Annotated in this window: 26 protein-coding genes; 17 read left to right on the top strand and 9 right to left on the bottom strand. The window is 69.6% G+C overall.

Features of this window, described 5'->3' with window-relative positions; all coding sequences use genetic code 11:
• Window positions 1-70 precede the first annotated feature (70 nt).
• A complete protein-coding gene (locus HS104_05020; GenBank protein ID MBE7479341.1) occupies window positions 71-865 on the top strand; it encodes a hypothetical protein in 795 nt (264 codons plus the stop codon).
• Between the two features lie 10 nt (window positions 866-875).
• Here the strand turns inward: HS104_05020 and HS104_05015 are convergent, their stop codons facing one another.
• Window positions 876-1,388, bottom strand: coding sequence for a peptidylprolyl isomerase (locus HS104_05015; protein MBE7479340.1), 513 nt, complete (start codon window positions 1,386-1,388; stop codon window positions 876-878).
• Between the two features lie 49 nt (window positions 1,389-1,437).
• Between HS104_05015 and HS104_05010 the strand changes: the two genes are divergently transcribed.
• The 5 genes from HS104_05010 (at window position 1,438) to HS104_04990 (ending at window position 6,055) form a co-directional block, all read left to right on the top strand.
• A complete protein-coding gene (locus tag HS104_05010) occupies window positions 1,438-1,965 on the top strand; it encodes a CBS domain-containing protein (protein MBE7479339.1) in 528 nt (175 codons plus the stop codon).
• Between the two features lie 62 nt (window positions 1,966-2,027).
• Window positions 2,028-2,429, top strand: coding sequence for a hypothetical protein (locus HS104_05005; GenBank protein MBE7479338.1), 402 nt, complete (start codon window positions 2,028-2,030; stop codon window positions 2,427-2,429).
• Window positions 2,426-3,379, top strand: coding sequence for an SUMF1/EgtB/PvdO family nonheme iron enzyme (locus tag HS104_05000; protein ID MBE7479337.1), 954 nt, complete (start codon window positions 2,426-2,428; stop codon window positions 3,377-3,379). The genes HS104_05005 and HS104_05000 overlap by 4 nt, the downstream gene beginning before the upstream one ends.
• Window positions 3,380-3,465: 86 nt before the next feature.
• Window positions 3,466-4,659 (top strand): polysaccharide deacetylase family protein, encoded by a 1,194-nt coding sequence (locus tag HS104_04995; protein ID MBE7479336.1) that lies wholly within the window; start codon window positions 3,466-3,468, stop codon window positions 4,657-4,659.
• A 7-nt stretch (window positions 4,660-4,666) separates the two neighbouring features.
• Window positions 4,667-6,055 (top strand): hypothetical protein, encoded by a 1,389-nt coding sequence (locus HS104_04990; GenBank protein ID MBE7479335.1) that lies wholly within the window; start codon window positions 4,667-4,669, stop codon window positions 6,053-6,055.
• A 3-nt stretch (window positions 6,056-6,058) separates the two neighbouring features.
• Here the strand turns inward: HS104_04990 and HS104_04985 are convergent, their stop codons facing one another.
• Window positions 6,059-6,691: a hypothetical protein gene (locus tag HS104_04985; GenBank protein MBE7479334.1), complete on the bottom strand. Its 633-nt coding sequence runs from the start codon at window positions 6,689-6,691 to the stop codon at window positions 6,059-6,061.
• A 24-nt stretch (window positions 6,692-6,715) separates the two neighbouring features.
• Here HS104_04985 and HS104_04980 point away from each other — a divergent pair, with 24 nt between their 5' ends.
• From HS104_04980 to feoB, 4 genes are all read left to right on the top strand, one after another.
• Complete coding sequence (locus HS104_04980; GenBank protein MBE7479333.1) at window positions 6,716-6,976, top strand: hypothetical protein; 261 nt, start codon at window positions 6,716-6,718, stop codon at window positions 6,974-6,976.
• A 27-nt stretch (window positions 6,977-7,003) separates the two neighbouring features.
• Window positions 7,004-7,966, top strand: a complete 963-nt coding sequence (locus tag HS104_04975) for a serine/threonine protein kinase (protein ID MBE7479332.1) — start codon at window positions 7,004-7,006, stop codon at window positions 7,964-7,966.
• A gap of 85 nt (window positions 7,967-8,051) precedes the next feature.
• Complete coding sequence (locus HS104_04970) at window positions 8,052-8,345, top strand: ferrous iron transport protein A (GenBank protein MBE7479331.1); 294 nt, start codon at window positions 8,052-8,054, stop codon at window positions 8,343-8,345.
• Window positions 8,342-10,525, top strand: coding sequence for a ferrous iron transport protein B (gene feoB, locus HS104_04965; GenBank protein MBE7479330.1), 2,184 nt, complete (start codon window positions 8,342-8,344; stop codon window positions 10,523-10,525). The genes HS104_04970 and feoB overlap by 4 nt, the downstream gene beginning before the upstream one ends.
• 1 nt (window position 10,526) lies before the next feature.
• On the opposite strand, the gene HS104_04960 is transcribed toward feoB, so the two are convergent.
• Together HS104_04960 and HS104_04955 are read right to left on the bottom strand one after the other, a co-directional pair.
• The gene (locus tag HS104_04960) at window positions 10,527-11,414 is read right to left on the bottom strand and encodes a hypothetical protein (protein MBE7479329.1); all 888 of its coding nucleotides are present in this window, start codon (window positions 11,412-11,414) and stop codon (window positions 10,527-10,529) included.
• A gap of 43 nt (window positions 11,415-11,457) precedes the next feature.
• Entirely contained in the window at window positions 11,458-13,065 is a 1,608-nt protein-coding gene (locus HS104_04955) for a serine/threonine protein kinase (protein ID MBE7479328.1), read from the bottom strand.
• A gap of 53 nt (window positions 13,066-13,118) precedes the next feature.
• Here HS104_04955 and HS104_04950 point away from each other — a divergent pair, with 53 nt between their 5' ends.
• The 5 genes from HS104_04950 to HS104_04930 are packed head-to-tail and all read left to right on the top strand — an operon-like array spanning window position 13,119 to window position 16,813.
• Window positions 13,119-13,796 (top strand): DNA-3-methyladenine glycosylase, encoded by a 678-nt coding sequence (locus tag HS104_04950; protein ID MBE7479327.1) that lies wholly within the window; start codon window positions 13,119-13,121, stop codon window positions 13,794-13,796.
• Window positions 13,793-15,082 carry a bifunctional phosphopantothenoylcysteine decarboxylase/phosphopantothenate--cysteine ligase CoaBC gene (gene coaBC / locus HS104_04945; GenBank protein ID MBE7479326.1) on the top strand — a complete coding sequence of 430 codons (1,290 nt, stop codon included), beginning with the start codon at window positions 13,793-13,795 and terminating at the stop codon, window positions 15,080-15,082. Before HS104_04950 ends, coaBC begins: the two co-directional genes overlap by 4 nt.
• Window positions 15,082-15,750: a CPBP family intramembrane metalloprotease gene (locus HS104_04940; GenBank protein MBE7479325.1), complete on the top strand. Its 669-nt coding sequence runs from the start codon at window positions 15,082-15,084 to the stop codon at window positions 15,748-15,750. Before coaBC ends, HS104_04940 begins: the two co-directional genes overlap by 1 nt.
• Window positions 15,751-15,755: 5 nt before the next feature.
• Window positions 15,756-16,076, top strand: coding sequence for a hypothetical protein (locus HS104_04935; protein ID MBE7479324.1), 321 nt, complete (start codon window positions 15,756-15,758; stop codon window positions 16,074-16,076).
• Between the two features lie 38 nt (window positions 16,077-16,114).
• Window positions 16,115-16,813, top strand: coding sequence for a hypothetical protein (locus tag HS104_04930; GenBank protein ID MBE7479323.1), 699 nt, complete (start codon window positions 16,115-16,117; stop codon window positions 16,811-16,813).
• A gap of 46 nt (window positions 16,814-16,859) precedes the next feature.
• On the opposite strand, the gene HS104_04925 is transcribed toward HS104_04930, so the two are convergent.
• Genes HS104_04925 through HS104_04905 form a run of 5 tightly spaced genes read right to left on the bottom strand, consistent with a single transcriptional unit; the run spans window position 16,860 to window position 20,296 of the window.
• Complete coding sequence (locus tag HS104_04925; protein ID MBE7479322.1) at window positions 16,860-17,810, bottom strand: 4Fe-4S dicluster domain-containing protein; 951 nt, start codon at window positions 17,808-17,810, stop codon at window positions 16,860-16,862.
• A complete protein-coding gene (locus HS104_04920) occupies window positions 17,810-18,352 on the bottom strand; it encodes a hypothetical protein (protein ID MBE7479321.1) in 543 nt (180 codons plus the stop codon). The genes HS104_04925 and HS104_04920 overlap by 1 nt, the downstream gene beginning before the upstream one ends.
• Entirely contained in the window at window positions 18,349-19,563 is a 1,215-nt protein-coding gene (gene nrfD, locus HS104_04915; protein MBE7479320.1) for a polysulfide reductase NrfD, read from the bottom strand. Before nrfD ends, HS104_04920 begins: the two co-directional genes overlap by 4 nt.
• A gap of 2 nt (window positions 19,564-19,565) precedes the next feature.
• The gene (locus tag HS104_04910) at window positions 19,566-20,045 is read right to left on the bottom strand and encodes a DUF1232 domain-containing protein (protein MBE7479319.1); all 480 of its coding nucleotides are present in this window, start codon (window positions 20,043-20,045) and stop codon (window positions 19,566-19,568) included.
• 8 nt (window positions 20,046-20,053) lie between these two features.
• The gene (locus HS104_04905; protein MBE7479318.1) at window positions 20,054-20,296 is read right to left on the bottom strand and encodes a hypothetical protein; all 243 of its coding nucleotides are present in this window, start codon (window positions 20,294-20,296) and stop codon (window positions 20,054-20,056) included.
• A gap of 177 nt (window positions 20,297-20,473) precedes the next feature.
• Between HS104_04905 and HS104_04900 the strand changes: the two genes are divergently transcribed.
• Together HS104_04900 and HS104_04895 are read left to right on the top strand one after the other, a co-directional pair.
• Window positions 20,474-22,144 (top strand): hypothetical protein, encoded by a 1,671-nt coding sequence (locus HS104_04900; protein ID MBE7479317.1) that lies wholly within the window; start codon window positions 20,474-20,476, stop codon window positions 22,142-22,144.
• Window positions 22,125-23,462 (top strand): sigma-54-dependent Fis family transcriptional regulator, encoded by a 1,338-nt coding sequence (locus HS104_04895; protein ID MBE7479316.1) that lies wholly within the window; start codon window positions 22,125-22,127, stop codon window positions 23,460-23,462. The genes HS104_04900 and HS104_04895 overlap by 20 nt, the downstream gene beginning before the upstream one ends.
• Window positions 23,463-23,477: the final 15 nt, after the last annotated feature.

The raw sequence follows: 23,477 nt of genomic DNA, 5'->3' as shown, positions 1-23,477 counted from the left end.
GCCGCTCGGAGCGAGACCGAGGAAGCAGCCCTTGCGCGCGCGGCACGCACGTTGCAAAGCAGCGCGGACCATGCAGAAGCTCCTTCCCATCGCCCTGTACCTCGGCCTCCTTTCCACGGCGTGCGGTGGCAGCGACGAGTCCTCGGGGAACAGCGCGACCACGGATCTGCGCGTGACGATCGGCGGCTCCGAAGCGGCCTTTCCCCACGCCGACGGCCACTCGGGCCAGACCGCGAAGAACGTCACCGCTGGCGTGCGCAGCCTGACGCTGCTCGACGACGCCGGCGGGCAGTGGGTGCTCTTCGACGCGAAGCCCGCCAACGCCGCGGTGAGCTACGCCGACGGCGCGAAGTCCGAGCTCGCCGTGGTCGCGCCCGCGGCCGTGCGCGCCGGGCACTACACCAAGGCTCGCCTGGTCCAGGACTGGTCGCGCTTCGACATCGCCGCGACCCTGCACGAGGGCGGCAGCGCTACCGCAGGCACCCTGCACGGGCTCACGGTCACCAGCGACGGTGCGCTGGTGGACGGCAAGGAGCTCCCGAGCGGTCACTACGCGCAGACCTTCACCGCCGGCGGCCTGTCCCACGACTACACCGGGACGACGCCCATCCCGGAGCACTCGACCACCGCCGGCGCCGAGGCGGTCGTCGAAGACGGCGAATGGGCGGTCTACTTCCCCGTCGACCTCACGGTAGCGGCGGGCCAGACGGGCACGCTCGCGATCCGCGTGAACCTCGACCACGCCTTCCGCTGGTCGGATCTGCCGGGCGCCGGCTACGCGGAGGGGACCTACGACATCGCGCCGCCGCTCTACGAGCCGGTGGAGCAGTTCGGTGGCAACCGCTTCGACGTCACGCTCGACTGACCGAGAGGGCTCAGTTCTCGATCACGCGCACGCGGTTCATCTTCACCGGCGTGACCGGGCGATCGCCCGCGTCGGTCTTCGTGGTCTCGATCTTCTTCACCACGTCCATGCCGGCGATGACCTTGCCGAACACCGGGTGCTTCGACGCGCCGGGGGTGAACCAGTCGAGATACGAGTTGTGCACGGTGTTGATGAAGAACTGGCAGCTGCCCGAGTTCGGCCGGCCGGTGTTGGCCATCGACAAGGTGCCCGGCTCGTTCGAGAGCTTGGCGGTGTGCTCGTCCTTGATCGTGCCGTCCGGACCGTCGCCGGTGCCGGCCCGCGGGCTCGACGGGTCCTTGCTGTGCGGGCAGCCGAACTGCAGCATGAAGCCGTTGATCACGCGGTGGAAGTGCAAGCCGTCGTAGAAGCCGCTCTTGGCGAGCTTGACGAAGTTGCCGGCGGTAATGGGCATCTGATCGGTGAAGAGCTCCACCGTGATGTCGCCCAGGCTGGTCTCGAGAACTGCAGTGGGGTTCGCCATGGTGGGGGGGAACCTAGACGATACCCGGGTGCGGAGCTAGGCTTGTTTGATGGAAGGGGAGCACCTGGACGACGAGCTCGAGATCATGTCCGAGCGGGCGCGTGAGCGCGCCGAGCTGGACCCGGAGGTATTCGAGCAGCCGCTCAGCGTGCTCTGCCGCCATCCCGCCGCCAGCGTGGACATCGGGGCGACGGTGGAGCGCGCGGTGGCGCTGATGCGGGAGCGCCGCTTGGGGGCCGTGTTGGTCACCGACCAGGGCAAGCTCGCCGGCATCGTGACCGAGCGCGACCTCCTGATGAAGGTCGGCCTGGACGGCGAGAGCTGGCGCCGGCGCCCGGTGACGGAGCTGATGACTCCCAACCCGGACGCGCTCGAGCTCGACGACGCGCTGAAGTTCGTGCTGAACCAGATGCAGGTCGGCGGCTACCGCCACGTGCCCGTGGTCAACGACCGCGGCGAGCCCATCCACCTGATCTCGCTGCGCAACGTGGCACGCTTCGTCATGGACCAGTTCCCGAGGCTGGTGGCCAACATCCCCCCGCGCCCGTCGCGTGGCGCGCCACCCTGGGGCGGTTGAGCCCCCGCCGCTCGCGGCGTTTTGGGCCGAAATGGGCCCAGCGTGTAGGCTTCGTGGCAATCGTGAAGCACCGAGCCGCGCTCCTCGCCTTCGCCCTGCTCCTCGGCGCCTGCCAGGACGAAGAGCGCTGTGAGAAGGCCCGGCTCGCCACCGCGACCGAGTGGGAGAAGGTCCGAAACGAGGCGGGGCGCTTCAAGTTCCAGGGGGTGGCGGGCTACGAGGAGATGAACGCGACCCAGAAGACCACGCACCTCGACGCCTTCACTGCGATCGAGCAGCAAGCGCAGCTCGTGTTCGAGTCGTTCGCCTTCAAGAAGATCTCCTGGACCACCGGGACCCGGGCGCGCGATCGCGCGGTCAAGGAGTTCAACGGCTACTTCGACAAGGACAAATACGTCGGGTTCAAGGGCCTCCTGGACTCCGCTCAGAAGCGCTTCAGCGAGGCCGAAGCGGCTTGCCGGTGAGCTCGAGGGATCTCGCCACCGCGTTGTTCGTTCTGCTCGGTGCCGGGTGCGAGGACGTGCGTCCCGCCACGCGACCGACCCCGCTCTTTCCCGTCGAGCTGCCCCCCGCCCCAACGCCGCTGCGCGAGTGTCGCTTCGAGCCGGTGACTCGGGCGAGCGGAGCGGCGGAGCCGGCCAAGTCCGGCGCCGACATGTGCTTCACCGCCGGCACGGAGCCCGAGCCGTGGTGGATGCGTTACCGCGCGGACGCCGCGCCGACGCCGATGACGGTTGCGGCCGACGCCGCTCCGCCACCGCCACCGCCGGCGTGCCCGCCGGACATGCTGCTCGTCGATGGGGAGTATTGCCCGGACGTGCGGCAGCGCTGCCTGCGCTACCTCGACGACGGCGTTCCCGGCGGCTTCCTGAGCCACCACCGCTGCGCGGAGTTCGACAAGAGCCCGCAGTGCCTCGCGTCGCGCCAGCACCGCCGCTTCTGCATCGACCGAGACGAATACGTGCCGCCCGGCGCCGACAAGCCCCTGGTCGATCAGTCCTGGACGATGGCGAAGGACCTCTGCGAGAGCCAGGGCAAGCGCCTGTGCTTCGAGTCCGAGTGGCAGTTCGCGTGCGAGGGCGAGGCGCTCTGGCCCTACCCCTACGGCTTCACCCGCAACGCCAAGCTCTGCAACCACGACCTCGGCGACCTGGAGTACCGGGGCAAGCTCCGCGACAAGCGCGTGCGCCCCGGCGATCGTCCAGCCTGCGTGAGCCCGTTCGGCGTGCGCAACATGGTCGGCAACGTGGACGAGTGGACGATGCGGGACGGGATGCAGAAGCCCTGGCGCTCCTCGCTCCGCGGCGGCTGGTGGTTGGCGGGGCGCAACAACTGCGGTGCCGCCACGACCGGTCACGACGAGTACTACTTCGGTCCCCAGACCGGCGTCCGCTGTTGCGCGAACGCGCTCTGACTCCCTGAGCCAGCGCAGGTCGCGCACGTGCGCCCACGCAGCCGGCGTTGACAGCCGCCGGGTGCTCTTGAATCCTTGGGGGCACCATGCGCCGCACCGCTCTCTGTTCGGCCTCGCTCGCCCTCCTTCCGGTCCTCCTGCAGAGCGGCTGCAGCGCCAGCGACGACCACGACGAGACCCCGGGGGCGAACGACATCGCCGCCTGGGAGGACGCCTACGAGCAGAACGAGATGGGCAAGGCCGACTCGAGCGGCTGCTCGGGCGTGGTGGTACCCGACAAGAACGGCTTCGCGAAGCGCGTCGCGCTGACCTTCGACGACGGCCCGAACCCGGAGACGACGCCCCAGGTGCTCGACATCCTGAAGCAGTACGGGGTCAAGGCCACGTTCTTCATCAACGGCAAGCGCGTGACCAACGACGCCGCGCGCGCCGTGCTCGCGCGCATCAAGAACGAGGGCCACATCCTGGCCAACCACTCCCAGGGCCACCTGAACTTGAAGACCGTCTCCAGCGCGAAGATGCAGGAGGAGGTCACGAAGACCCACGAGGTCATCCTCGGAGCAGGCGTGACGCCGCGCTACTTCCGCTTCCCGTTCGGCTCGGCGAACTGCGGCGCCGTCGATTTCGTGGAGGGCCTCGGCTACGCCGTGACCGGCTGGCACATCGACTCGGCGGACTGGTGCTACGCCGCCTCCTCTTCCGGTTACTGCTCGCCGTCCACTTTCCGCTACGTCCCGGACGGCTTCCGCAGCGACATGGTCGGCTACACGATGAGCCAGGTGAAGAGCAAGAACGGCGGCATCCTCTTGTTCCACGACATCCACCAGAACACGGCCTCGCACATCGGCGAGATCATCCAGAAGCTCGTGGACGGCGGCTTCAGCTTCGTGAACCTGGACGACACGGCCACCTTCCCGCTCTTGAACGGCCAGACCCCCGCGCCCACGCCCTTCATCGGCGACCCGTGCAAGAGCGACGCGGACTGCGGCTTCAGCGACGCCGGCAAGAACGGCTCCTGCCACCTGTTCACCCCGAGCGGCGGCGGCGAGACGGGCTTCTGCACGCTGGCCTGCCAGGGCTTCTGCCCGGACAAGAGCGGCAAGGCGCCGACCTTCTGCACCAGCCTCGACGGCGGCGCGAGCGGCAGCTGCGTCTCGAAGTCCGACGCCCTGAACGGCAACTGCAGCAAGATCTCCGGGACTTCCGCCGCCAGCGCGGACCGCTTCATCGGCTCGTCCACCGCAACGCCCTCGACAGCCCAGGCCTGCCTGCCACAATAGCGCCTGCATGCGCGCGGGCTTCGCCGGTCTCCTGCTCCTCGGAGCAGCGTTCTTCGCTTGCTCTTCGGACGACGACGCCGAGACGCAGCCCTCGGGCGGCTGGTCCCCAGGCACGATCTTCACCACGCCGCGCGAGCCGAGCGCCCGCGGCTTCGTCGATCGACGCGGCCTGATCCACGCCCACAGCGTGCACAGCCACGACGCCTGCGACGGCCAACCCAAGGACGACGCCGGGGCGGTCAACGCCCCGTGCCTGAAGGACTTCCGTGCGGGCCTGTGCGCCAGCCGCCACGACTTCGTGATGCTCACCGATCACAACGACTCGTTCGGCAGCACGGAGTACCCCGAGAGCCTGCTCTTCGACGCGAGCCAGGGCGACGTGCTCGTCGAGCGCGACGGCGCGCCGGTCGCCAATCGGCTCGCTTGCCCCGATGGGAACCCGCCGCTGGTGCTGGCCGGGACCGAGTCCGGCTTCATGCCGGTGGGCATCGAGCGGCACGTCGCGCCGACAGCCGCCGAGCGGGGCGCCGTCTACGGCGCCGAGACCGCGGAGGCCATCGCCAAGCTCAAGGAGGTCGGCGCGGTGGTGCTGGTGCAGCACACGGAAGACTGGACCGTCGAGCAGCTCGGCGAGCTGCCCCTCGACGGCTTCGAGATGTTCAACCTGCACGCCAACACCATCATCGGTGCCGGCGCCGCCATCGGGTTGATCGCGGATCTGAAGGAGCCGGAGCTGCTCCCCTACCCCGATCTGGTGCTCCTGCCGATCGTGAGCGAAGACAAGCGCTACTTGGAGCGCTGGGGCACCGTGCTCGCCAGCGGCAAGAAGCGCGTCACCACCATGGGCACCGACTGCCACCAGAACACCTTCAAGGACATCCTGCCGGACGGCGAGCGCATCGACAGCTACCGGCGCATGATGGGCTGGTTCTCGAACCACCTGCTCGTGAAGCCCGACGCGGGCGGCAGCTACGCCGATCTGGAGCTCAAGGAGGCGCTCCGGAGCGGGCGCCTGTACGGCGCGTTCGAGGTGCTCGGGTTCCCCGAGGGCTTCGACTTCCATGCCAAGACCGGCGCCGGCGTCGCCGAGATGGGCGGCGAGGTCGCGCTGGGGGACGCGCCGGAGCTGGTCGCGAAGCTCCCGAAGGTGAAGGAGCTCGACCCGAGCGTCAAACGCCCGGATTTCGTCGTGCGTCTCTTGCGCGCGAAGAGCGGCGGCTGGGACGTGGTGAAGGAGACGGCCGAGGATCTCGCCCACGTCCCGAGCGAGCCGGGCGCGTATCGCGTCGAGGTGCGCATGAAGCCGCGGCACCTGCTCCCGCACCTGTCGAGCTACGCGGATCTGGCGGAGAAAGACTTCGTCTGGATCTACTCGAACGCCGTGTACGTGAAGTGAAGCTCACGCCCAGCTGGGTAGGTTGCCCTCGAAACAGGTGATGGTGCGCGGCGCCCGCGCGGAGGACATCTGGGCGCGCAGCGGCCGCTCCGGCGTGCCCTCGAGGAGGCCCTCGCTCGGGTCCCAGTCGGGCTCGGCCCCGGGCCGGAGCGCGTGGAGCCCGCTCTGGAGCGCAGCGATGACGTAGGTGTGACCGGCGACCCGGCAGCCGAGCCGGTCGGCGAAGGCGCGCGCGAACGCCTGGCCCGCCCGCGCGCCCAAGGTCTCGCAGCTGCGGAACCAGAACAGCGCATCCGGCTCGAAGCGCTTCGCCAGGCGCTCGAGCCGCGCCGCATGGGGATGCCCGCGCAAGAGCGAGCCCGAGTCGAGCGTCTCGGCGCCGAAGCGCGCGTCGCCCCACTTGCCGTGGCCCCAGAACTGGATCTCGGCGACCCCGCGCTCGGGCTCGGTGGACTCGAGGAGCTCGAGCGCCTCGCCCCAGCTGGCGGCACCGCGCGCGGAGTCGAGGAGGCCCCGCACCCGGTACAGCTTGGCGCCGGCCGCCCAGGCCAAGCTGAGCCCGCCGGCGCTCTTGTCGTACACGAGCAGGCGCAATCCGGAGCTGGGCACGCCGTCGAGTTTGCACCATCCGGGCATTGATGGGAGAAAGCTTCGTCTCCGATGCTCCGAGCTGTCTCTGCCTGGCTTGTCGTGCTCGTCCTCGGGGCGTGCTCGGCGGAGCCGGCCGCGCCGAGCTTCGTCCCGGAGTGCAACGTGAACCAGTTCCGCGCCTGCGAGACGGAGGAGTGCCGTGGCGCCCAGCAGTGCGTCGAGCCCGGGCTCTGGGACCGCTGCTTCTGCACCGTGCTCGACGCGAGCTATCCGAAGCCCAAGGACGCCGACTCGGACGCCGACGGGAGCGCGGATTCGGCGCCGGAGTGAGCGACAGGTGCTAGGATCTCTCGACGCATGAGCGCTGCCAGCGACACGCCCGGCTCGATCGTGGACGCCAAGTACGCCTTGATCGAGCAGATCGGCGCCGGTGGCATGGGTACGGTGTGGCGCGCCTTGGTCTACGGCGCCGAGGGCTTCCGGCGCACGGTGGCGGTCAAGCGCCTGAACGAGGCCTTCAACGACTACCCCGAGGTCGTGCAGATGTTCGTGGAGGAGGCCCGCGTCGGCGCCATGCTGCGGCACCCGAACGTGGTGCAGATCCACGACTTCGGCATCGACAGCGAGGGCCAGTACTACCTGGTCACCGAGTGGGTCGAAGGCATCCACTTCGGCGACTACCAGCGGAGCTTCGCCGGCGTTGCCGGCGGCACGCCTTGGCCTCTGATCACCGCCATCGCCATCGAGGTGCTGCGCGCGCTCGACGCCGCGCACGGTGCGCGGAACGAGAGCGGGAAGCGCTCGCCGGTGCTGCACCGCGACGTCTCCCCGCCCAACATCCTGCTCGACGTGACCGGGATCGTGAAGCTCGCGGATTTCGGCTTGGCTCGTGCGATGGACCGGGGGCGCATCACGCAGCCGAACGTGATCAAGGGCAAGCTCAGCTACCTGGCGCCCGAGATGCTCCGCGGCGAGGAGGCCAGCGTGCAGAGCGACCTGTTCAGCCTGGGGGTCTGCCTCTGGGAGGCGCTCGCCGGGCAGCGACTCTTCGACGCACCGACGGACATTCAGGTCCTGGCCATGCTCCGGGACCCGCGCGTCCCGCTCCTGTCGGTCAAGCGCCCGGACCTGCCGATGGGCCTGACCACCGCGGTGCACCGGGCGCTCGAGCGCGACCCCAAGCGCCGCTTCGACTCCGCGCTCCAGATGCTGGAGTCGTTGCGCGAGGTGCTGCGGGTCATCCCGGAGTCGACCTCCGGGCCGGTGCTGGCCGCCAGCATCGAGGCGGCCCGCGACCGCATCCGGAAGGCCCCCCGCTGACCCGCCCCGGTCCCGCCATTTCTCCGGGTTTTTGAGGTTTGAAATTGAAAACCGTTTTCAGCTGAGCTAGACCCACCGGGTGAGCATGAACCTCGCCCAGGCTGGAATCGGCCAGATCGTCACCGTCGAACGCGTGGGCGGCGAGCGGGCTTTCCGCCGCCGCCTGATGGAGCTCGGGCTGGTGCCCGGTACGCGCATCGAGGTCCTGGGCGTGGCGCCGCTCGGCGACCCCATCGAGCTCTTGGTGCGAGGCTGCAGCCTGTCCATCCGGCGCTCCGAGGCGGAGCAGGTGGCGGTCGTCGCGGTCGAGATCGCGCGCGATTCCGAACCAGAGCACGCGCCGCTCGAGCCCGAGCTCGGTGCGCCGAGCGTGATGTGACCGCCGAAGCCTGTCACGAGCCCAGCCCGAGCGCTGCCCCAAGTCCCGCCCGAGAGCGCCACTTGGTGGTGGTCGTGGGCAACCCGAACGTCGGAAAGACGACGCTCTTCAACCGACTCACCGGGCAGAACGCCCGAGTCGGCAACTATCCCGGCATCACCGTCGAGCGCCGTTCCGGAGAGCTGGTGCTCGAGGATCAGCTCGCGGAGGTCGTCGACGTCCCGGGTGCCTACTCGCTCGCCGCACGCTCGCCCGAAGAGCAGATCGCCATCAACTCCATCCTGGGACTGTCCGGCTTCGCGCGGCCCGACCTGGTCGTGGTGGTCGTGGACGCCGGGCAGCTCGTCCGCAACCTGTACCTGGTGCTCCAGCTCGCGGAGCTCCGGGTGCCGCTCGTCGTCGCGCTCAACATGATCGACGAGGCCGGCGAGCTGCCCCCGGACGCCACGGTGGTGAGCGAGGTGTTCGGCGCCCCCTGCGTCCCCACCAACGCCAAGAGCGGGCTCGGAATCGAGGCTCTGCGCGGCGAGATCGCCCGCTGCCTGAAGGAACCCCCGGCAGCTCGAGTCGACCTCTCCTACCCGGACGGTCTGCGCGCCGGTTTGGACCGAGTTGCGGAGGCGCTTCCCCCAGAGTGGCGCAAGAACGTCGAACGCGACCGCGCCCTCGCGCTCTGGGCCCTCTCCAGCGTGGACACCGACGACGAGCTCGAGGGCATCCCGGCCCCGCTGCGCGAACGTTGTCTGGACGTGCAGCGCGACCTCGGAGATCACGACCTGGATCGCGAGGTGATCGCGACCCGCTACGCCTTCCTCGACTCGCACGCCGAGCGCATCTTCGGCCGCTCGGCGAAGCACCCGCCCAAGCGCGCCGGCTCCGCGAAGCTCGACCGCTTCCTGCTCCACCCCGTGCTCGGGTTCGTGGCGTTCGTCTCCATCATGCTCTTGATGTTCATCGGCCTGTTCTCCGGGGCGGAGCCGGGCATCGCGCTGATCGAGGGCGCATTCGGCGGCCTGGCAGACCTGACCCGGGACCACCTACCCGCGGGCGTGTTCCGGGACTTCCTGACCGACGGCGTGATCGGCGGCGTCGGCAACGTGCTGGTGTTCCTCCCGCAGATCTTGCTGCTGTTCCTGTTCATCGGCGCGCTCGAGGACAGCGGCTACATGGCGCGCGTCGCCTACTTGATGGATCGCATCATGCGCGCGCTCGGCCTGCACGGTCGCGCGTTCGTGCCCATGCTGTCGGGCTTTGCCTGCGCGGTGCCGGCCATCCTGGCGACGCGCACGATGGAGCGCCGCCGCGACCGGCTCCTGACCATGCTGGTGGTACCACTGATGACCTGCTCGGCACGCCTGCCGGTGTACACGCTGGTCATCGCTGCGCTGTTCCCGGAGCGCAGGCTGCTGGGCTTCTTGCCCTTGGGCGCGGTGCTGATGGTGGCGATGTACTGCTTCAGCATCGCGATGACGCTGCTGGCAGCCGCGGTCATCGGCCGCACCGTGGTCCGCGGCAGGCGCGTGCCGCTGATCCTGGAGCTTCCCCCCTACCGCGTGCCCAGCCTGGGCAGCGTGCTGCGCATGATGTGGGAGCGCGCGGCGGTGTTCCTGAAGGAGGCGGGCACGGTGATCTTGGCCTGCACCATCGTGCTCTGGGCGTTGCTCTCGTTCCCGCGCGTGGACGCTGCCGCGGCGCCGGGCGAGCCGGTCGCGGCCGAGGTCCAGAGCGGACCCGACGAGGCCCGCCTGCGCGCCCTGGCCCTCGAGCAAAGCTACGGCGGCAAGCTGGGCAAGGCCATCGAGCCAGCGCTCCAGCCCCTCGGCTTCGACTGGAAGATCGGTGTCGGGCTGATCGGCGCCTTCGCGGCCCGCGAGGTGTTCGTCTCGACGCTGGGCGTCGTGTACGGCGTGGGCGGCGGCGACGAGGACACCACCCCATTGCGGCAGCGCATCAAGAGCGAGACGCGAGCCGACGGCCGCCCCGTGTATTCGGCGCTCACGGGTCTCTCGCTGATGGTGTTCTTCGCCCTGGCCTGCCAGTGCATGAGCACGCTGGCCGTCGTCAGGCGCGAGACCCGGAGTTGGCGCTGGCCCGCGTTCCTGTTCGGGTACATGACCGCGCTCGCCTACCTGGCGAGCCTGCTCGTGTACCAGGGCGGCCGGCTGCTGGGGTTCGGGTGAATCAGAACAACCCCGAGACGCTGGCGTAGCCACCACCGGGCTGCGGCGCGACGTCGACGCGGAAGCGCTTGGACCGACCGGCAGCCGGGGCCTCCGACTTCCCGCTCGGCGCGAGCATGAGGTAGGTGCCCACGCCGAGCGCGACCAGCCCGACGCCCAGCGAGATGTCGGCGTAGAGGTACTTCTTCTTGATCGGATCCAGGTCGTCGTCGGTGCAGGTCTTGAACTCGGCGCACGCGAGCGCGTTCTCGTCGCTCTTGCCGGACGATCCGAAGTACGCGAAGCCGCCGATGCCGACCACGCCGACGCCCATCAGCACGTAGGCCAGGGTCTTGCTGCCCTTGACGTCCTCCGTGGTGATCTTCGCCGCCCCCGAGTCCCCGCCGGGTTCGTCGCCGGCGCCGTCCCCACCGGCCGCCTTGCCCACCTCGAACACGATCTCGATGTTCTGGGCCTTCTTGCCCTCCTTGACCACGAACTTGAGCTCCTTCGAGCCGTGCTTCGCGCTGTCGAAGACGAAGGTGTGGGTGCCCGGGTCCATCGGGATGGCCTTGCCGTCCAGCGACTCCGCCAGGGTCTGATCGCCGAGCGAGACCTTCACGTCGCTCAGATCTTCGCTGCCCGCCTTGGCGCTGAACACCACCGTGGGGATGGCGCCCTCGACCTCCGAGAGCCACTTCGCGCAGTCCTTCTTGATGAAGGCCGGGCAGGCGGTCTGCGAGCAGGTGACCAGGCTCTCGCGCGCCGCGCGCAGCTTGCCGCCGCTGCGCTGCTCCTGCGACGCTTCGTAGGCCTTGGCGCAGTCGGCCTTGGTGTCGGCGAAGGCAGGTCGGGGCAGCGACACAGCGGCCAGCGCCACGGCGGAACAAAGCATGAGGTGCTTCGACATCGAGCCCGAGTCTAGCGCATCTCGCGACGCGGCCCGCAAAGACTCACATGCAGCCGGGCTTGACGCGGCGGACGCCGTTCTTGTCCACGATGAACGGCGGGTCGCAGTTGTCAGCCGCGGGTTTGGGGCCCGGGGCGGGCGTACGAACACCTGGAGTCTTCGTCCCGCGAGGCGGCGGCGCCGGCGCTTTCGGCAACTGCTCCACGCTCACCACGGGTGGCGCTTCCGGTGTCGGTGCCGGTGCCGGTGCGGGCTCCGGGACGGGCGCGGCCGCGGAGACCGCCTCGGGCGGCGCCGGCGGATCGGGCGGCATGGGCTCGACGTCCGACTTGCTGCGCCCGAGGAGCACGAACACCACCGCGACGACAGCGATGCCGAGCGCGGCCGCGACGCCGATCAGCGCCGCGAACACGCTGCGCCGCCCGGGCGCCTGCGCTCCGGTCATCCCCGAGGCGTGCGTCTGGGCCGAGATCACCGACGGCCGGGAGATCCCGGTGACGTGGGAGACCTGAGACGGCGACGTGATTGGATCGCCCTGGGCTCCAATGGGCCAGCTCGTCGGGACCGGTGCCATCGGCTGCGAGTGGGAGGCCGGGCCGACGTAGGACGGGTGAGAGCCGTAGCTCGGCGCCGACACCGGCACCGCGTCCACCGCGCGGATGTGCGCCAGCGAACCGCTCTCGATCTCCGCGACCTGCCGGGCACGCTTGCCGATGGTCTCCTCGCCGATGCGCTCGGCCCACTCGCCGACCTCGCGCGACATGGCGATGGGGCCGGCGTGCTCGAGCGCGATGGCGAATTCCCGGGCTGTGGGCCAGCGACGCTCGATGTTGCGGTCGAGCGCGCGCAGGACGATCGCGTCCAGTTGGGGAGGCACGCTCGGCTCCAGGCTGGACGGCGGAGGAATCACCGCCTCCAGCAGCTTGGTCAGGATCTCACCCGGGTCGTCGCCGTCGAACAGCCGGCGCCCCGTCAGCGTCTCCCACAGCACGATGCCCGCGGCGAACACGTCGGTGCGGCGATCCACGCCTTTGCCCCGGAGCTGCTCCGGGGCCATGTAGCTGACCTTGCCCTTCATCTGGCCATCCCGCGTCGAGGTGACGCGGGCCGCCGCCTTGGCGACGCCGAAGTCGAGGACACGCGCCGTACCGTCGGTGCCCACGAGCACGTTCTGCGGGCTGACGTCGCGGTGTACGATGTTCAAGGGTTCGCCCTGCTCGCTCTTGGCTTCGTGCGCAGCGTGCAGGCCGTGGAGCGCCCCTGCCAGGATGGCCACCGCGATGCGCGGAGGCACCTGCTCGCCCTGGCGGCGCGCCGAACGAATGAGCTTGGAGAGCGCCTCGCCATGGACGTAGTCCATGACCAGAAACACCTCGTCTTCGAGGGGCACCACGTCGAGCGTGCTGACCACGTTCGGGTGCTGAATGCGGGCGGCGAGCCGCGCTTCGTCCAGGAACATGGTGACGAAGTCGGGGTCCTTGGCGAACTGCGCGTGCAAGCGCTTGATGGCCACCGTGCGCGAGAACCCCACCGCTCCAACCAGCCTGCCAAAATGCACCGTGGCCATACCGCCGGCCGCGATTTCGCCGTAGAGCGCGTAGCGCCCGACGATACGCGGCTGCTGGGATACCGGCACCGGGCTCGCTTGCATGGGCCTTCGAAGCCTATCAGACGCGGCTACCCTCTGGTAATCACGGGGCGAAAATGCCGGGGCGTACCACCCACACGCACTCCGACGCGCTGCGCCGATCGCACGACGAGGGCAGCGAACGCCGCAGGCTTGCTCGCGAATTCTACGCCAGGCCGGTGCTGCGGGTAGCTCGGGATTGCGTCGGCAAGCTCTTGGTTCACGACCTCGGGGGGCGGGTGCTCGTCGGGCGCATCGTGGAGGCGGAGGCCTACCGGGGCCCCGAGGACCTGGCGGCCCACAGCGCCCGCGGCCGGCGCACCCCTCGCAACGAAGCCATGTGGGGCGAGGCCGGGCACGCCTACGTGTTCTTCGTCTACGGTCAGCATTGGCACCTGAACCTGGTCACCGGCGCCCCGGGCGAGCCTCACGCCGTCCTGATCCGCGCCGTCGAGCCGGTCGAGGGCACCGAGCTAATGGCCCGGCGCCGCGGCATGAGCGCCGATCGGCGGGAGCTGACCAACGGGCCCGGGAAGCTCTGCGTGGCCTTCGGCATCGACCGTCGCTACGACCGCTTCGACCTCGCCGGCGGCGGCGCGCTCTACCTCGCGGACGCCCCGAAGACGCGCGTCGTGCGCGCGCGCCGCGTCGGCATCGACTACGCCGGCGCCTGGGCGGAGCGTCCCTGGCGCTTCTGTGAAGCTGGAAACCGCTACGTCTCCCGAGCGCCCGAGGGTAGGCTGCGCGACAAATGACCGTTCGCTCCCCTTCCCAGCGGCCGGCACCTCGGTCCCAGCCGCCGGCGCCGCTCGAGCGCCGCCGCGGGCGGCTCCGGGACAAGCGCATCACGCTGGCGGTGTCGGGGAGCATCGCGGCCTACAAGGCCGTGCTCCTCGCGCGCCTGCTGGTCACCGAGGGAGCCCAGGTTCAAACCCTGTTCACGCGCGCGGCGAGTCAGTTCGTCGGGGCGGCGACCTTCGCCGGAATCACCGGCAAGCCGGTGCTCACCGACATGTTCGATCCGGCCGTCGCCGGGGAGCTCCACGTGGACCTCGCGAGCAAGACCGACCTCTTGCTGGTGATTCCCGCCACCGCGGACCTCTTGGCCCGACTGGCCGGCGGGCGCGCCGACGACCTGATCACGGCCACCGCGCTCTGCGCTGCCTGTCCGATCCTGGTCGCGCCGGCGATGCACCCGGCGATGTGGGCGCACCCCGCGACGCAGCGCAACGTCGAGCTCCTCACCGCCGACGGCCGCGTCGAACGCGTGGGCCCGGTCTACGGCGAGGTCGCCTCGGGCGAGCACGGGATCGGGCGCATGTCGGAGCCGGAGGAGATCCTCGCCGCGGTGCTGGTCAAGCTCGCAGAGCACGACCTCCGTGGGCGCCACGTCGTGGTCACGGCGGGCCCGACCATCGAGGACATCGATCCGGTGCGCTTCTTGAGCAACCGCTCGAGCGGCAAGATGGGCTTCGCCGTCGCCGAGCGGGCGGCCGCACGCGGCGCGCGCGTGACCCTGATCACCGGACCGGCGCAGCTGCCGACGCCCTACGGAGTCACGCGCGTCGATGTGCGCAGCGCAGTCGCCATGCGTGGCGCGGTCTGGCAGGCGCTGGGGCCGGACCTCGGCGCCGCGGACGCGCTGGTCATGGCGGCTGCGGTCGGGGACTACCGCCCCGCAGAGACGCACGCCACCAAGCTCAAGCGCGAAGGCGACCAGATGCGCCTCGAGCTGGTGCAAAATCCGGACATCCTCGCCGAGATCGGCGCCGCCCGCGCCGGCCGTCGCCCGGTGCTGGTCGGCTTCGCAGTGGAGGCGGACAAGAACGACAAGGTCGTGGCCTACGCGCGCGCCAAGCTCGGCTCGAAGAAGGTGGACGTGGTGGTCGCGAACCACGCGGACGACTCGTTCGGCAAGGACGACAACCGCGTGAGCCTGGTCACCCAGGACCGGGTCGAGCCGCTGCCGCGCAGCAGCAAGCTGGAGTTGGCCGACCAGATCCTCGACTTTCTGGCGCGCAGGCTGGAAGAGCAGCGCTGATGCGTCCCATCCTGCTGGTGGTGCTGGCCGTGGCCTTGGCGAACGCCTTCGCGTTCCGGCTCGACGTCGCCGGCAGCTGGAAGTTCTGGGCCGGCCTCGGCCTGCCCTACGCGGCCCTCGCCGCCTTTGCGCTCTACAAGCTCTGGGACGACGGGACCCTGCTCGACGTGCTGCGGCCCCGCTGGGGTGACTTCAGCATCGGCTTCGTCACCGCGGCGGTCCTGCTCGCTGGATCGTGGGCGGCCCGCAGCGTGCTGGTTCCGACGGGCACGCCGCGTCACCTGTGGTTCCTGCGGGTCTACGCGCAGGTCGGCGACGCCGACACCGTGCAGCGCTCGCTCGTGCTGACGCTGGTGCTGCTCGGCATCGCCCTGTGCGAGGAGCTCACCTGGCGCGGCTTCGTGCTCCCCGCCGCAGAAGAACGCTTCGGCCCCCGAAGCGGCTGGCTCGTCGCCGCGCTGGCCTATGCCCTCGCGCACCTGCCCACCGTATTCACGCTCGGCGATCCCGTCGCCGGGCCGAACCCCCTCTTGCTCATCGCGGCCCTCGGCGCCGGGCTGGTCTGGACGTTCACCGCCAAGATGACCAGGCGTTTGCCGCCGGTAATCGTCTCGCACCTGGCGTTCTCGTACTTCTCGGTGGTGCAGTTCCGCTGGCCGGGGATGTGAGGGGCGTGGCCAGCCTGCGCGCGCGACGCTGGCTCAGCGCAGGCGTGCTAATCGCCTGCTTGCTCGGCTTCCTGGCGCTGTTCGGCACGAGCGACGACGGCGAGCTCGACGGAGTGCCGCGCACGGCCTACCTGGTCGCCGGGCTGATGGTGCTCGGCACCCTCGCCTTCGGGCTCTCGGTCTGGCTGCTCCGCTGCCCGCGCTGCGGAGCGAATGTCGCGCGCGGGGCCGTGGGTGGCGGCGGAGAGAAGTCCGTGGTGACTACCCTGGTCGCGCTGCTGCGCCCGCTGTCGTGCTCGGAGTGCGGCTACCGGGAGCAGCGCTGAGCGAGCATCTCGGCACGGGGGTTGCAGGCTTCTGCCGCGTGTCCCACGCCCGCGCTCTCCCCCGTCTCCCCAAGCTGCTGTTTCCTCTCTCGATCGCCGGCGCCCTCTGCGTGGGGTGCGGGCGAGCGCCCGAGTCGGGACCCGTCGGCGAGCCTCGGGCCGCGCCGACCTCGGTGGACGCGATCCCGGCGGGCCCCGTCGCCGGCAAGATCGCCGGCAAGCCGTTCGTGCTGAAGGGCGCACGCTTCTCGATGGACATTCGGCCTGGCCACGAGCAGACGGACATCATCCTCACCGACGCAGACACCCGCGATGGCTGTGCGGATCTCGGACCCACGCACGCGACCAGCGTCTGGCTGCGCTGGACTGGCGTCGGGGTGCCGCCAGCGGAGACCGTGCGAGTCGGCCCGAACGAGGCGGGCCCCTGGCAGGTCCATTACGAGCGCTACGACGGTCGTCACTGGATCGGCAACGGCAACTCCTCGGCGATCCTGGCGCTGAAGGCCCCCCGCGTGGACCGCAAGCTCGAGGGCGACCTCTCGGTGTGCTTCGGCGATGGCGCCGACAGCTGCGTAGCCGGCAACTTCGTCGCCCGCGACTGCCCCATCCGCATCGACGCGCCGGTGCGCGGCGCGTCGGCCCTGGAGCCGCTGCCCGGCGGCGGGAGCTGGGGAGATCTGCCCACTGGGGCAGGACTCCCCAGCCCGTCGAGCTCGGCCGCGGCGGCTCAGCCATAGTCGAAGGCCTGGGCACGCCTGCCACGTGCGGTGGAGGCGATCCGGCTCAGCCGTAGAAGTAGAAGAAGCGGGGCAATGTCCCGAGCTCCTCCTTGAGCACGAACACCCGCTTGCGCTCGAGGATGGTGCGCACCTCGCCGTTCGGGTCGAGGAGATTGCCGAACTTCCGCGCGCCCGTGGGGCAGGCCTCGAGGCAGGCTGGGTAGCGCCCGACTCGGGTCCGGTGCAGGCAATACGTGCACTTCTCCACCACGCCCACGGGGCGCAGACGATTGGAGAGGTAGCCTTGATCCGGGTTGATGCGGCTCGGTCTGATGGTCGGCTCCGCGAAGTTGAAGCGGCGCCCGAAGTAGGGGCACGCCGCGATGCAATAGCGGCAGCCGATGCACCAGTCGTAATCCACGACCACCAGCCCGTCGGGCTCTTTCCAGGTGGCGCCCACCGGACAGACCTTGCAGCACGGCGGGTTCTCGCAGTGCTGGCACTGCACCGGGAAGTACACCTTGCCTTTCACCGGCACTTGCTCGTGCTCGTAGTAGTGGTTGCCGCCCTCGAAATCGACCGTGCCGCGGTCCATCTCGACAACCTGGATGTAGCGGAACTTCGGCTCGTCCGGCAGGTTGTTCTCGCGCGCGCAGGCCTCCGCGCAGCGGCGGTTGCCGTTGCACAGCGAGAGGTCCAGGGCGTACGCGAACTCGACGCCATCCATGGGCTTTGGGTCGGAGATCTTGACCTTCACGCCGCTGCGCTTCAGGACCTCGGCTTCCAGGCGCGCGAAGAGCTGCTTCTTGTCCTCTTCGCTGAGCTCCTTGTAGTGGGCGTGGAACTTGGCTGTCTGGTCGCAGGCGGAGCTCGTCGCCGCGGCGGCCACCGCCAGCGCGCCCTTCGCCAGGAACTCCCGGCGCGACCCCTCCCGGCCCAGCCGGAGCTCTACCAGCTTCTCTCCGCGCTCAGCCGCGCTCGGGGCCGCTCCACACGTCTTGCCGCAAGAAGCCATCACAACCTCCCTGCTTTCTGCGGAGGCACCGGGGGACCTTCGGGCTCCAGCTTGGCGAACGGCGGGTTGTGAGGATTGTGGCAGGCGGTGCACGACCGCTTCACCTGCGTCCCCCGCCAGTGCCCCATCGTCTTGCCGTGGACGGAGAGCTTCCAGTCGCGGAGCTTGTCGCCGTGGCAAGACCCGCACAGAAGGTGCGCCTCGTCGAAGGTCACCAGCGAGCCGTTGGCGATGACCAGCCGGTCGATGTTGGTCTCGGAGTGGCACTGGTAGCACCACGCCTTGGAGTCGCCGTGGTGCAGCTCCTTGTTGCGCTGACTGTGGAACTCCACCAGGAGCCGCTGCTGCGAATTGGTCTGCCGCTTCGAGTGGCACTTCTCCGAGCACGGGTAGGTGACCAGGTAGCGCGTCCGGGCCTCGACGCTCACGGACTCCGGGTCCGCCGGCGGGCTCTCGACGTCCACGCGGTGTCGCTCCGGTGCGTGGCAGGCGCAGGCGCCCAGCGCGACCAAGAGCGGGATCCGAGCGCGAAGCGACGTCATGACTCCTCGAGCTGGACGAATTGACCGGCCTTGATGAACACCGGGATGCTGAACTTCGCCAGGAGCGTGTAGACCAGGGCGCCCGAGGCCCAGATCCCGGCGGCGATGGCCAGCTCGATCTGCGACGGCACGTACTCGTAGATCTCGCCCAGGGCGTCCGGCGTGAAGCCCGGCACGACCAACCCGAGGCCCTTCTCGATGTAGACGCCGATCAGGATCAGCACGCAACCGAGGTTCAAGAAGCGCTTCTTCTCGCGGGTCTTCCGCACCACGAACAGCACGAAGGCCGTGCAGTTCAACGCCAGTGCCGTCCACATCAGTGGGACCAGCGCGGCGTGCCCGTGCAGCCCGAAATACAAGTACTGCATCGGCGCCATGTGGTGGCTCTGGCTGTAGAACTCCTTGAACGCCTCGGCCCCGAACAGGAACAGGTTGAAGGCGAGCGCGTAGGAGACGAGCTCGGCGATCTTGAACAGGGCCCGCTCGTCCATGGCGATGCGGAACTGCTTCCCGACCACCTGAAGCACCAGGATCATCAGCGCCGGCCCCGAACAGAACGCAGAGGCCAAGAACCGCGGCGCCAGGATGGACGCGTTCCAGAACGGCCGCGCGACCAGCCCGTTGTAGAGGAACGCGGTGACGGTGTGGATACCGACGGCCCAGGGAATGCTCAGCAGGATGAGCGGTAGGATGGCCGTGTATTTCTTGCCGTGAGCGACCTTGTACAGGATGAAGAAGAACACGCTGGCGTTGATGACCAGGTAGCCGTTCAAGACCAGGATGTCCCAGGTCAGGAGCGACACGGGGAAGTTCGGCCGGCCGACGCCGGGCATCAGGTGCCACAGGTTCTGCGGGCTGCCGACGTCGACGGTGACGAACAGGATGCACATCACGATGGCCGTGATCGCCATCATCTCGCCCAGGAACGCGATCTCCTTGATGGGCTTGAAGTTGTAGACGTAAGCCGGGATCACCAGGAGCACCGCGGCCGCTGCCACGCCGACCAGGAAGGTGAAGTTGGAGATGTAGAATCCCCAGGCCACCTGGTTGCGCATGTTGGTGACGACCAACCCTTCTCTGAGCTGGATCACGTAGGCCCAGACTCCGAGGCCGATCACCAGAAGCAGGAACAGTACCCAAGTGCGGTAGCCACGCCCGCCCTTGGGGACCTCCTTCAGCGCCGCGACGAAGTCCGAGAGCCCACCTGGCATGCTCACTCCTTGGCTGCCTTGGCCCGCGTGGAGCGCTCGATCTCCGAGACGAAGTCCTCGATGCTGTGCTGAAGATCCGTGCTCAGGTAGCCGAGGCAGTCGGCGGTTACCCGGCACACCGCCTCGGTGCGCGGCTCGAGCTCGACGCGGTGCAGTGAGCGCAGGCGCTCGAGCCCCAACGCGCAGATCAGCGCGTCGTCCACCCTGCCCAGGGGTAGGTCGTCTCCGATGATGTCGAGCGGGTTGCAGACGTAGCTGAGCAGCCCACCCGCCATGCCGCGGGCGGAGGCGTTGTCCGTAGATTGCACGATGACCTTCTCGACGGCGGCCACCAGCTCGGGCAGGAGCAGCTGCACCAGCCCGAGCCGAACGTGATCCGCCGCGGAGGCCGCCGGGGCGATGCGCGAGCCGGCTTCCAGCTGTTCCGCCCCGGCGCTCTGCTCGTACTCGCGGGCCATCATGCCCCGGAGCGCCCTGGACATCTCCGACATTACTTGCTCTCCGGCAGCGGCTCAGCGGCAGGCTCGAGCCTCTGCCGCTCGCGCCGATCGCCGATCTGCACCACCGCAGCAGCGCCCCCGACCGCCGCGACGAGCGCGGATTTTGCGCGCACCCACCGTGGCTGGCGTTCGTCGTCGGAGCGATCGAGCTGAGCGCGACAAGCGAGCGAGAGACCGACCGCCGGCACGACGGTCGCTGCGGCCGCGAGGGCCATGTAGATCCACACCTCCATTTTCTCCCTCCAGTTCTGCCCACCGCGGTGCACGTCATGTGCCAGGACGAGCGGAGCAGCGCGTCACGCTTTGCAGCCCGCGAACGCGCGCAGTCGCTGCTCGACGCACGAGCGCGAGCGAGTGATTTCTCCCCGCTGAGGAGATCCGCCCCACTCAGTGTGCTATCAATGGACATCGTGAGGGGCGAGGTGGGATCGCGGGCGAATTTGGCCGATCTATCGAGGGCGCTGCTTCAGCTCTCAGCGCTCGACGCCCCGCGCATGGAGTTCCTGGGACTGGTGAGCGAGGCGCTGATGGACTTCAGCCAGGCCGACGCGGTCGACGTCTGCTTGCACGAGCGCAATCGCTACTTCTGCGTCGGCGCCGTGCGCAAGCAGGGTGCCACGCAGGTCGCCTGGGACTGCTGCAACGCCGACGACGGCGTGCCGTGTCGCGCGCTGGGCGAAGGCGGGCTCGCGTGCGTGCGCCCGGCCATGCACTCGGGCCCGACTCAGGTCGTCCGCGGTAGGCCGAGCGGCGTTCGCCTCGCCCCGGAGAACGAAGCCGGGCAACCTACGGACTCCAGCGTCCTTTCCCCGTTCATGGTCGGCGCCGCCTCCGACGGGCTGGTCATGCTCAGGACCTGTCGCCACGAGTGGTTCAGCGCCGAGCAAGCCGAGCTCTACGCGAGCTTGAGCGACCTGCTCGGCGTCGCCATCGAGCACCAAGCCGCGCAGCGCAAGCTGTTGGTGCGGGGCCGCGAGCTCGCCACGCTCTACCAGATCGCGCGCCTCGTGAGCGTACCCGACGCGAGCGTCCCGGAGACGCTGGACAGCATCGCACAAGCGCTCCCCGGCGGCTGTCCGGAGCCCGCGCGGGTGAGCGTGCGCATCGTCGTGGACGGCGAGACACATGGTGCCGAGGTCGCGCCGGCGGGCGCTTCCAGCGTGAGCCGTCCGATCCTGGCGCACGGCGCGGAGCGCGGAGTCATCGAGCTCGCGCTCGCCGAGGGTGTGACGCGCGCGGCCGACGACGAGCTGCTCGCGTCCATGTCGCGCTTGCTCGGCGGCGTGGCTCGACAGGTCGAGAACCTCCTGTGTCGCGCCCAGCTGCGAGCCGAAATCGAGGGCTCCGAGCGCCACATGCGTCACGCCGATCGCCTGGCGACGGTCGGCACGCTGGCGTCAGGGCTGGGCCACGAGCTGGTAGAGCCGCTCACGGCCATCGTCGGCTTCGCCGAGCTCCTGCACAAGGACCCGAGCCTGTCGGAGCAGGCGCAGAAGGACCTCGAACGCATCGAGTCCGCGTCGAATCACGCGCGGGAGATCGTCCGCCGGCTGATGCTCTTGGCACGCCAGTCCCCATCCGGCTGGCAAGAGGTGGCGCCGAACCAGGTCGTGGAGGACGCCCTCTCGTTCGTGGAGCAACGCTGCAAGACGACGAAAGTGCGCATCGTCCGCGAGCTCGACCCAGCGGCGCCCAGCATCGTCGGCGACCGGACCCAGATCTGCCAGGTGGTGGTCAACCTGGTGCGCAACGCCATTCAGGCGATGCCGAACGGCGGCGAGCTTTGCGTGAAGACCCGCGCGCTGCCGGACGGGCTCTCGATCCGCGTCGAGGACTGCGGTGTGGGCATGAGCGACGAGACGCGCTCGCGGATGTTCGAGCCGTTCTTCACCACTCGGACTGCGCGCGGCGGCATGGGGCTCGGCATGGCTGTCGTCCACGACATCGTGGGCCTGCACGGGGGAAGCATCGACGTCAGGAGCACGCTCGGCGAGGGCACGAGCATCGACGTACGCCTCCCCCTCGAGCCGCCCGGCCGCGCGGCGAAACAGGGGGAGGGCAATGGTGGACGCGGCGGTTGACGCCTCGATCCTCGTAGTCGACGACAGCGAAGACTCGCGGGAGCTCGCGCGCCGGCACCTCGCCGCGCACGGGCACCGGGTGCAGCTGGCCGCGAGCGTCGAAGCGGCGGTCGAGCTCCTCGGCAAGGGCGGGTTCGACTTGGTCGTCACCGACATGCGCATGCCGAACGCCAGCGGGCTCGAGCTGGTGCGCTACGTCCACGAGAACTTCGCCGCGACCGCGGTCGTGGTGCTCACCGGCTTCCCCGACGTCCACGACGCCGTGTCGGCCGTGAAGCTCGGAGCCGACGAGTACGTCAGCAAGCCTTATTCCGAGGCGGAGTTGCTCCAGGCAGCGCAGCGGGCCCTGCGCAGCCTCAGGCGCAGGCTGATCGGCCTGGACGAGGCGGAGGCCGCCAACGTCGCCCGCCACGGCATGATCGGCGTCTCCCGGCCCATGCGCCAGGTGTTCGCGGCGATCTCCAAGGTCGCCGCCAGCAGTGCCGGCGTGCTCCTGACCGGCGAGAGCGGCGTCGGCAAAGAGCTCGTGGCGCGCGCCATCCACGCCGAGAGCCCGCGGCGGCAAGCGCCCTTGGTCCCCGTCAACTGTGGCGCCATCCCGCAGGAGCTGTTCGAGAGCGAGCTCTTCGGCCACGCGCGCGGCGCGTTCACCGGCGCCAACAACGAGCAGCCCGGGTTCTTTCAGGCGGCGGACGGGGGCACGCTGTTCTTGGACGAGGTGAGCGAGCTCAGCCCGAAGCTCCAGGTGAAGCTCCTCAGGGTGCTGCAAGACCGCCAGGTCTACATGCTCGGCGCCACCCGCCCGCGCAAGGTGGACGTGCGCATCGTCGCCGCCACCAGCCGGGACTTGAGCGCGATGATCGCCGACGGCTCGTTCCGCGAAGACCTCTACTACCGGCTCGCCGTGGTGGCGATCCAGGTGCCCCCGCTCAGAGAGCGTGGTGACGATCTGATCTTGTTGGCGCGGCACTTCGTCGCGCGCTTTGCGGACGAGCAGGACCGCCCGCCGCCGGAGCTCTCGGAAGAGGCGCTCCGCGCTCTGGAGACGCACTCCTGGCCGGGCAACGTGCGCGAGCTCGAGAACCTGATGCACCGCCTGGTGGTGATGGGCGAGCGGGATCGCATCGACATCGTCGATCTTCCGCCGAGCATGCGCTACCTGGTCCCTCCCAGCGAGCGCCGCCCTCGAGCCCTGGAGGCAGTGGAGCGCGACCACATCCAGAGCGTGCTCGACAGCGTCGGCGGCAATCGCAGCGCCGCCGCCCGCATCCTCGGCATCGACCGAAAGACGCTGCGCGAGAAGCTGAAGCCCCGGTGAGTAGGCAGCGCCCCC

It is taken from the genome of Polyangiaceae bacterium, from assembly GCA_015075635.1.
Classification (GTDB): Bacteria; Myxococcota_A; Polyangia; order Polyangiales; family Polyangiaceae; genus JADJKB01.
The sequence above is the reverse complement of the archived record's forward strand: the minus strand, read 5'-3'. Positions and strand labels throughout refer to the sequence as shown.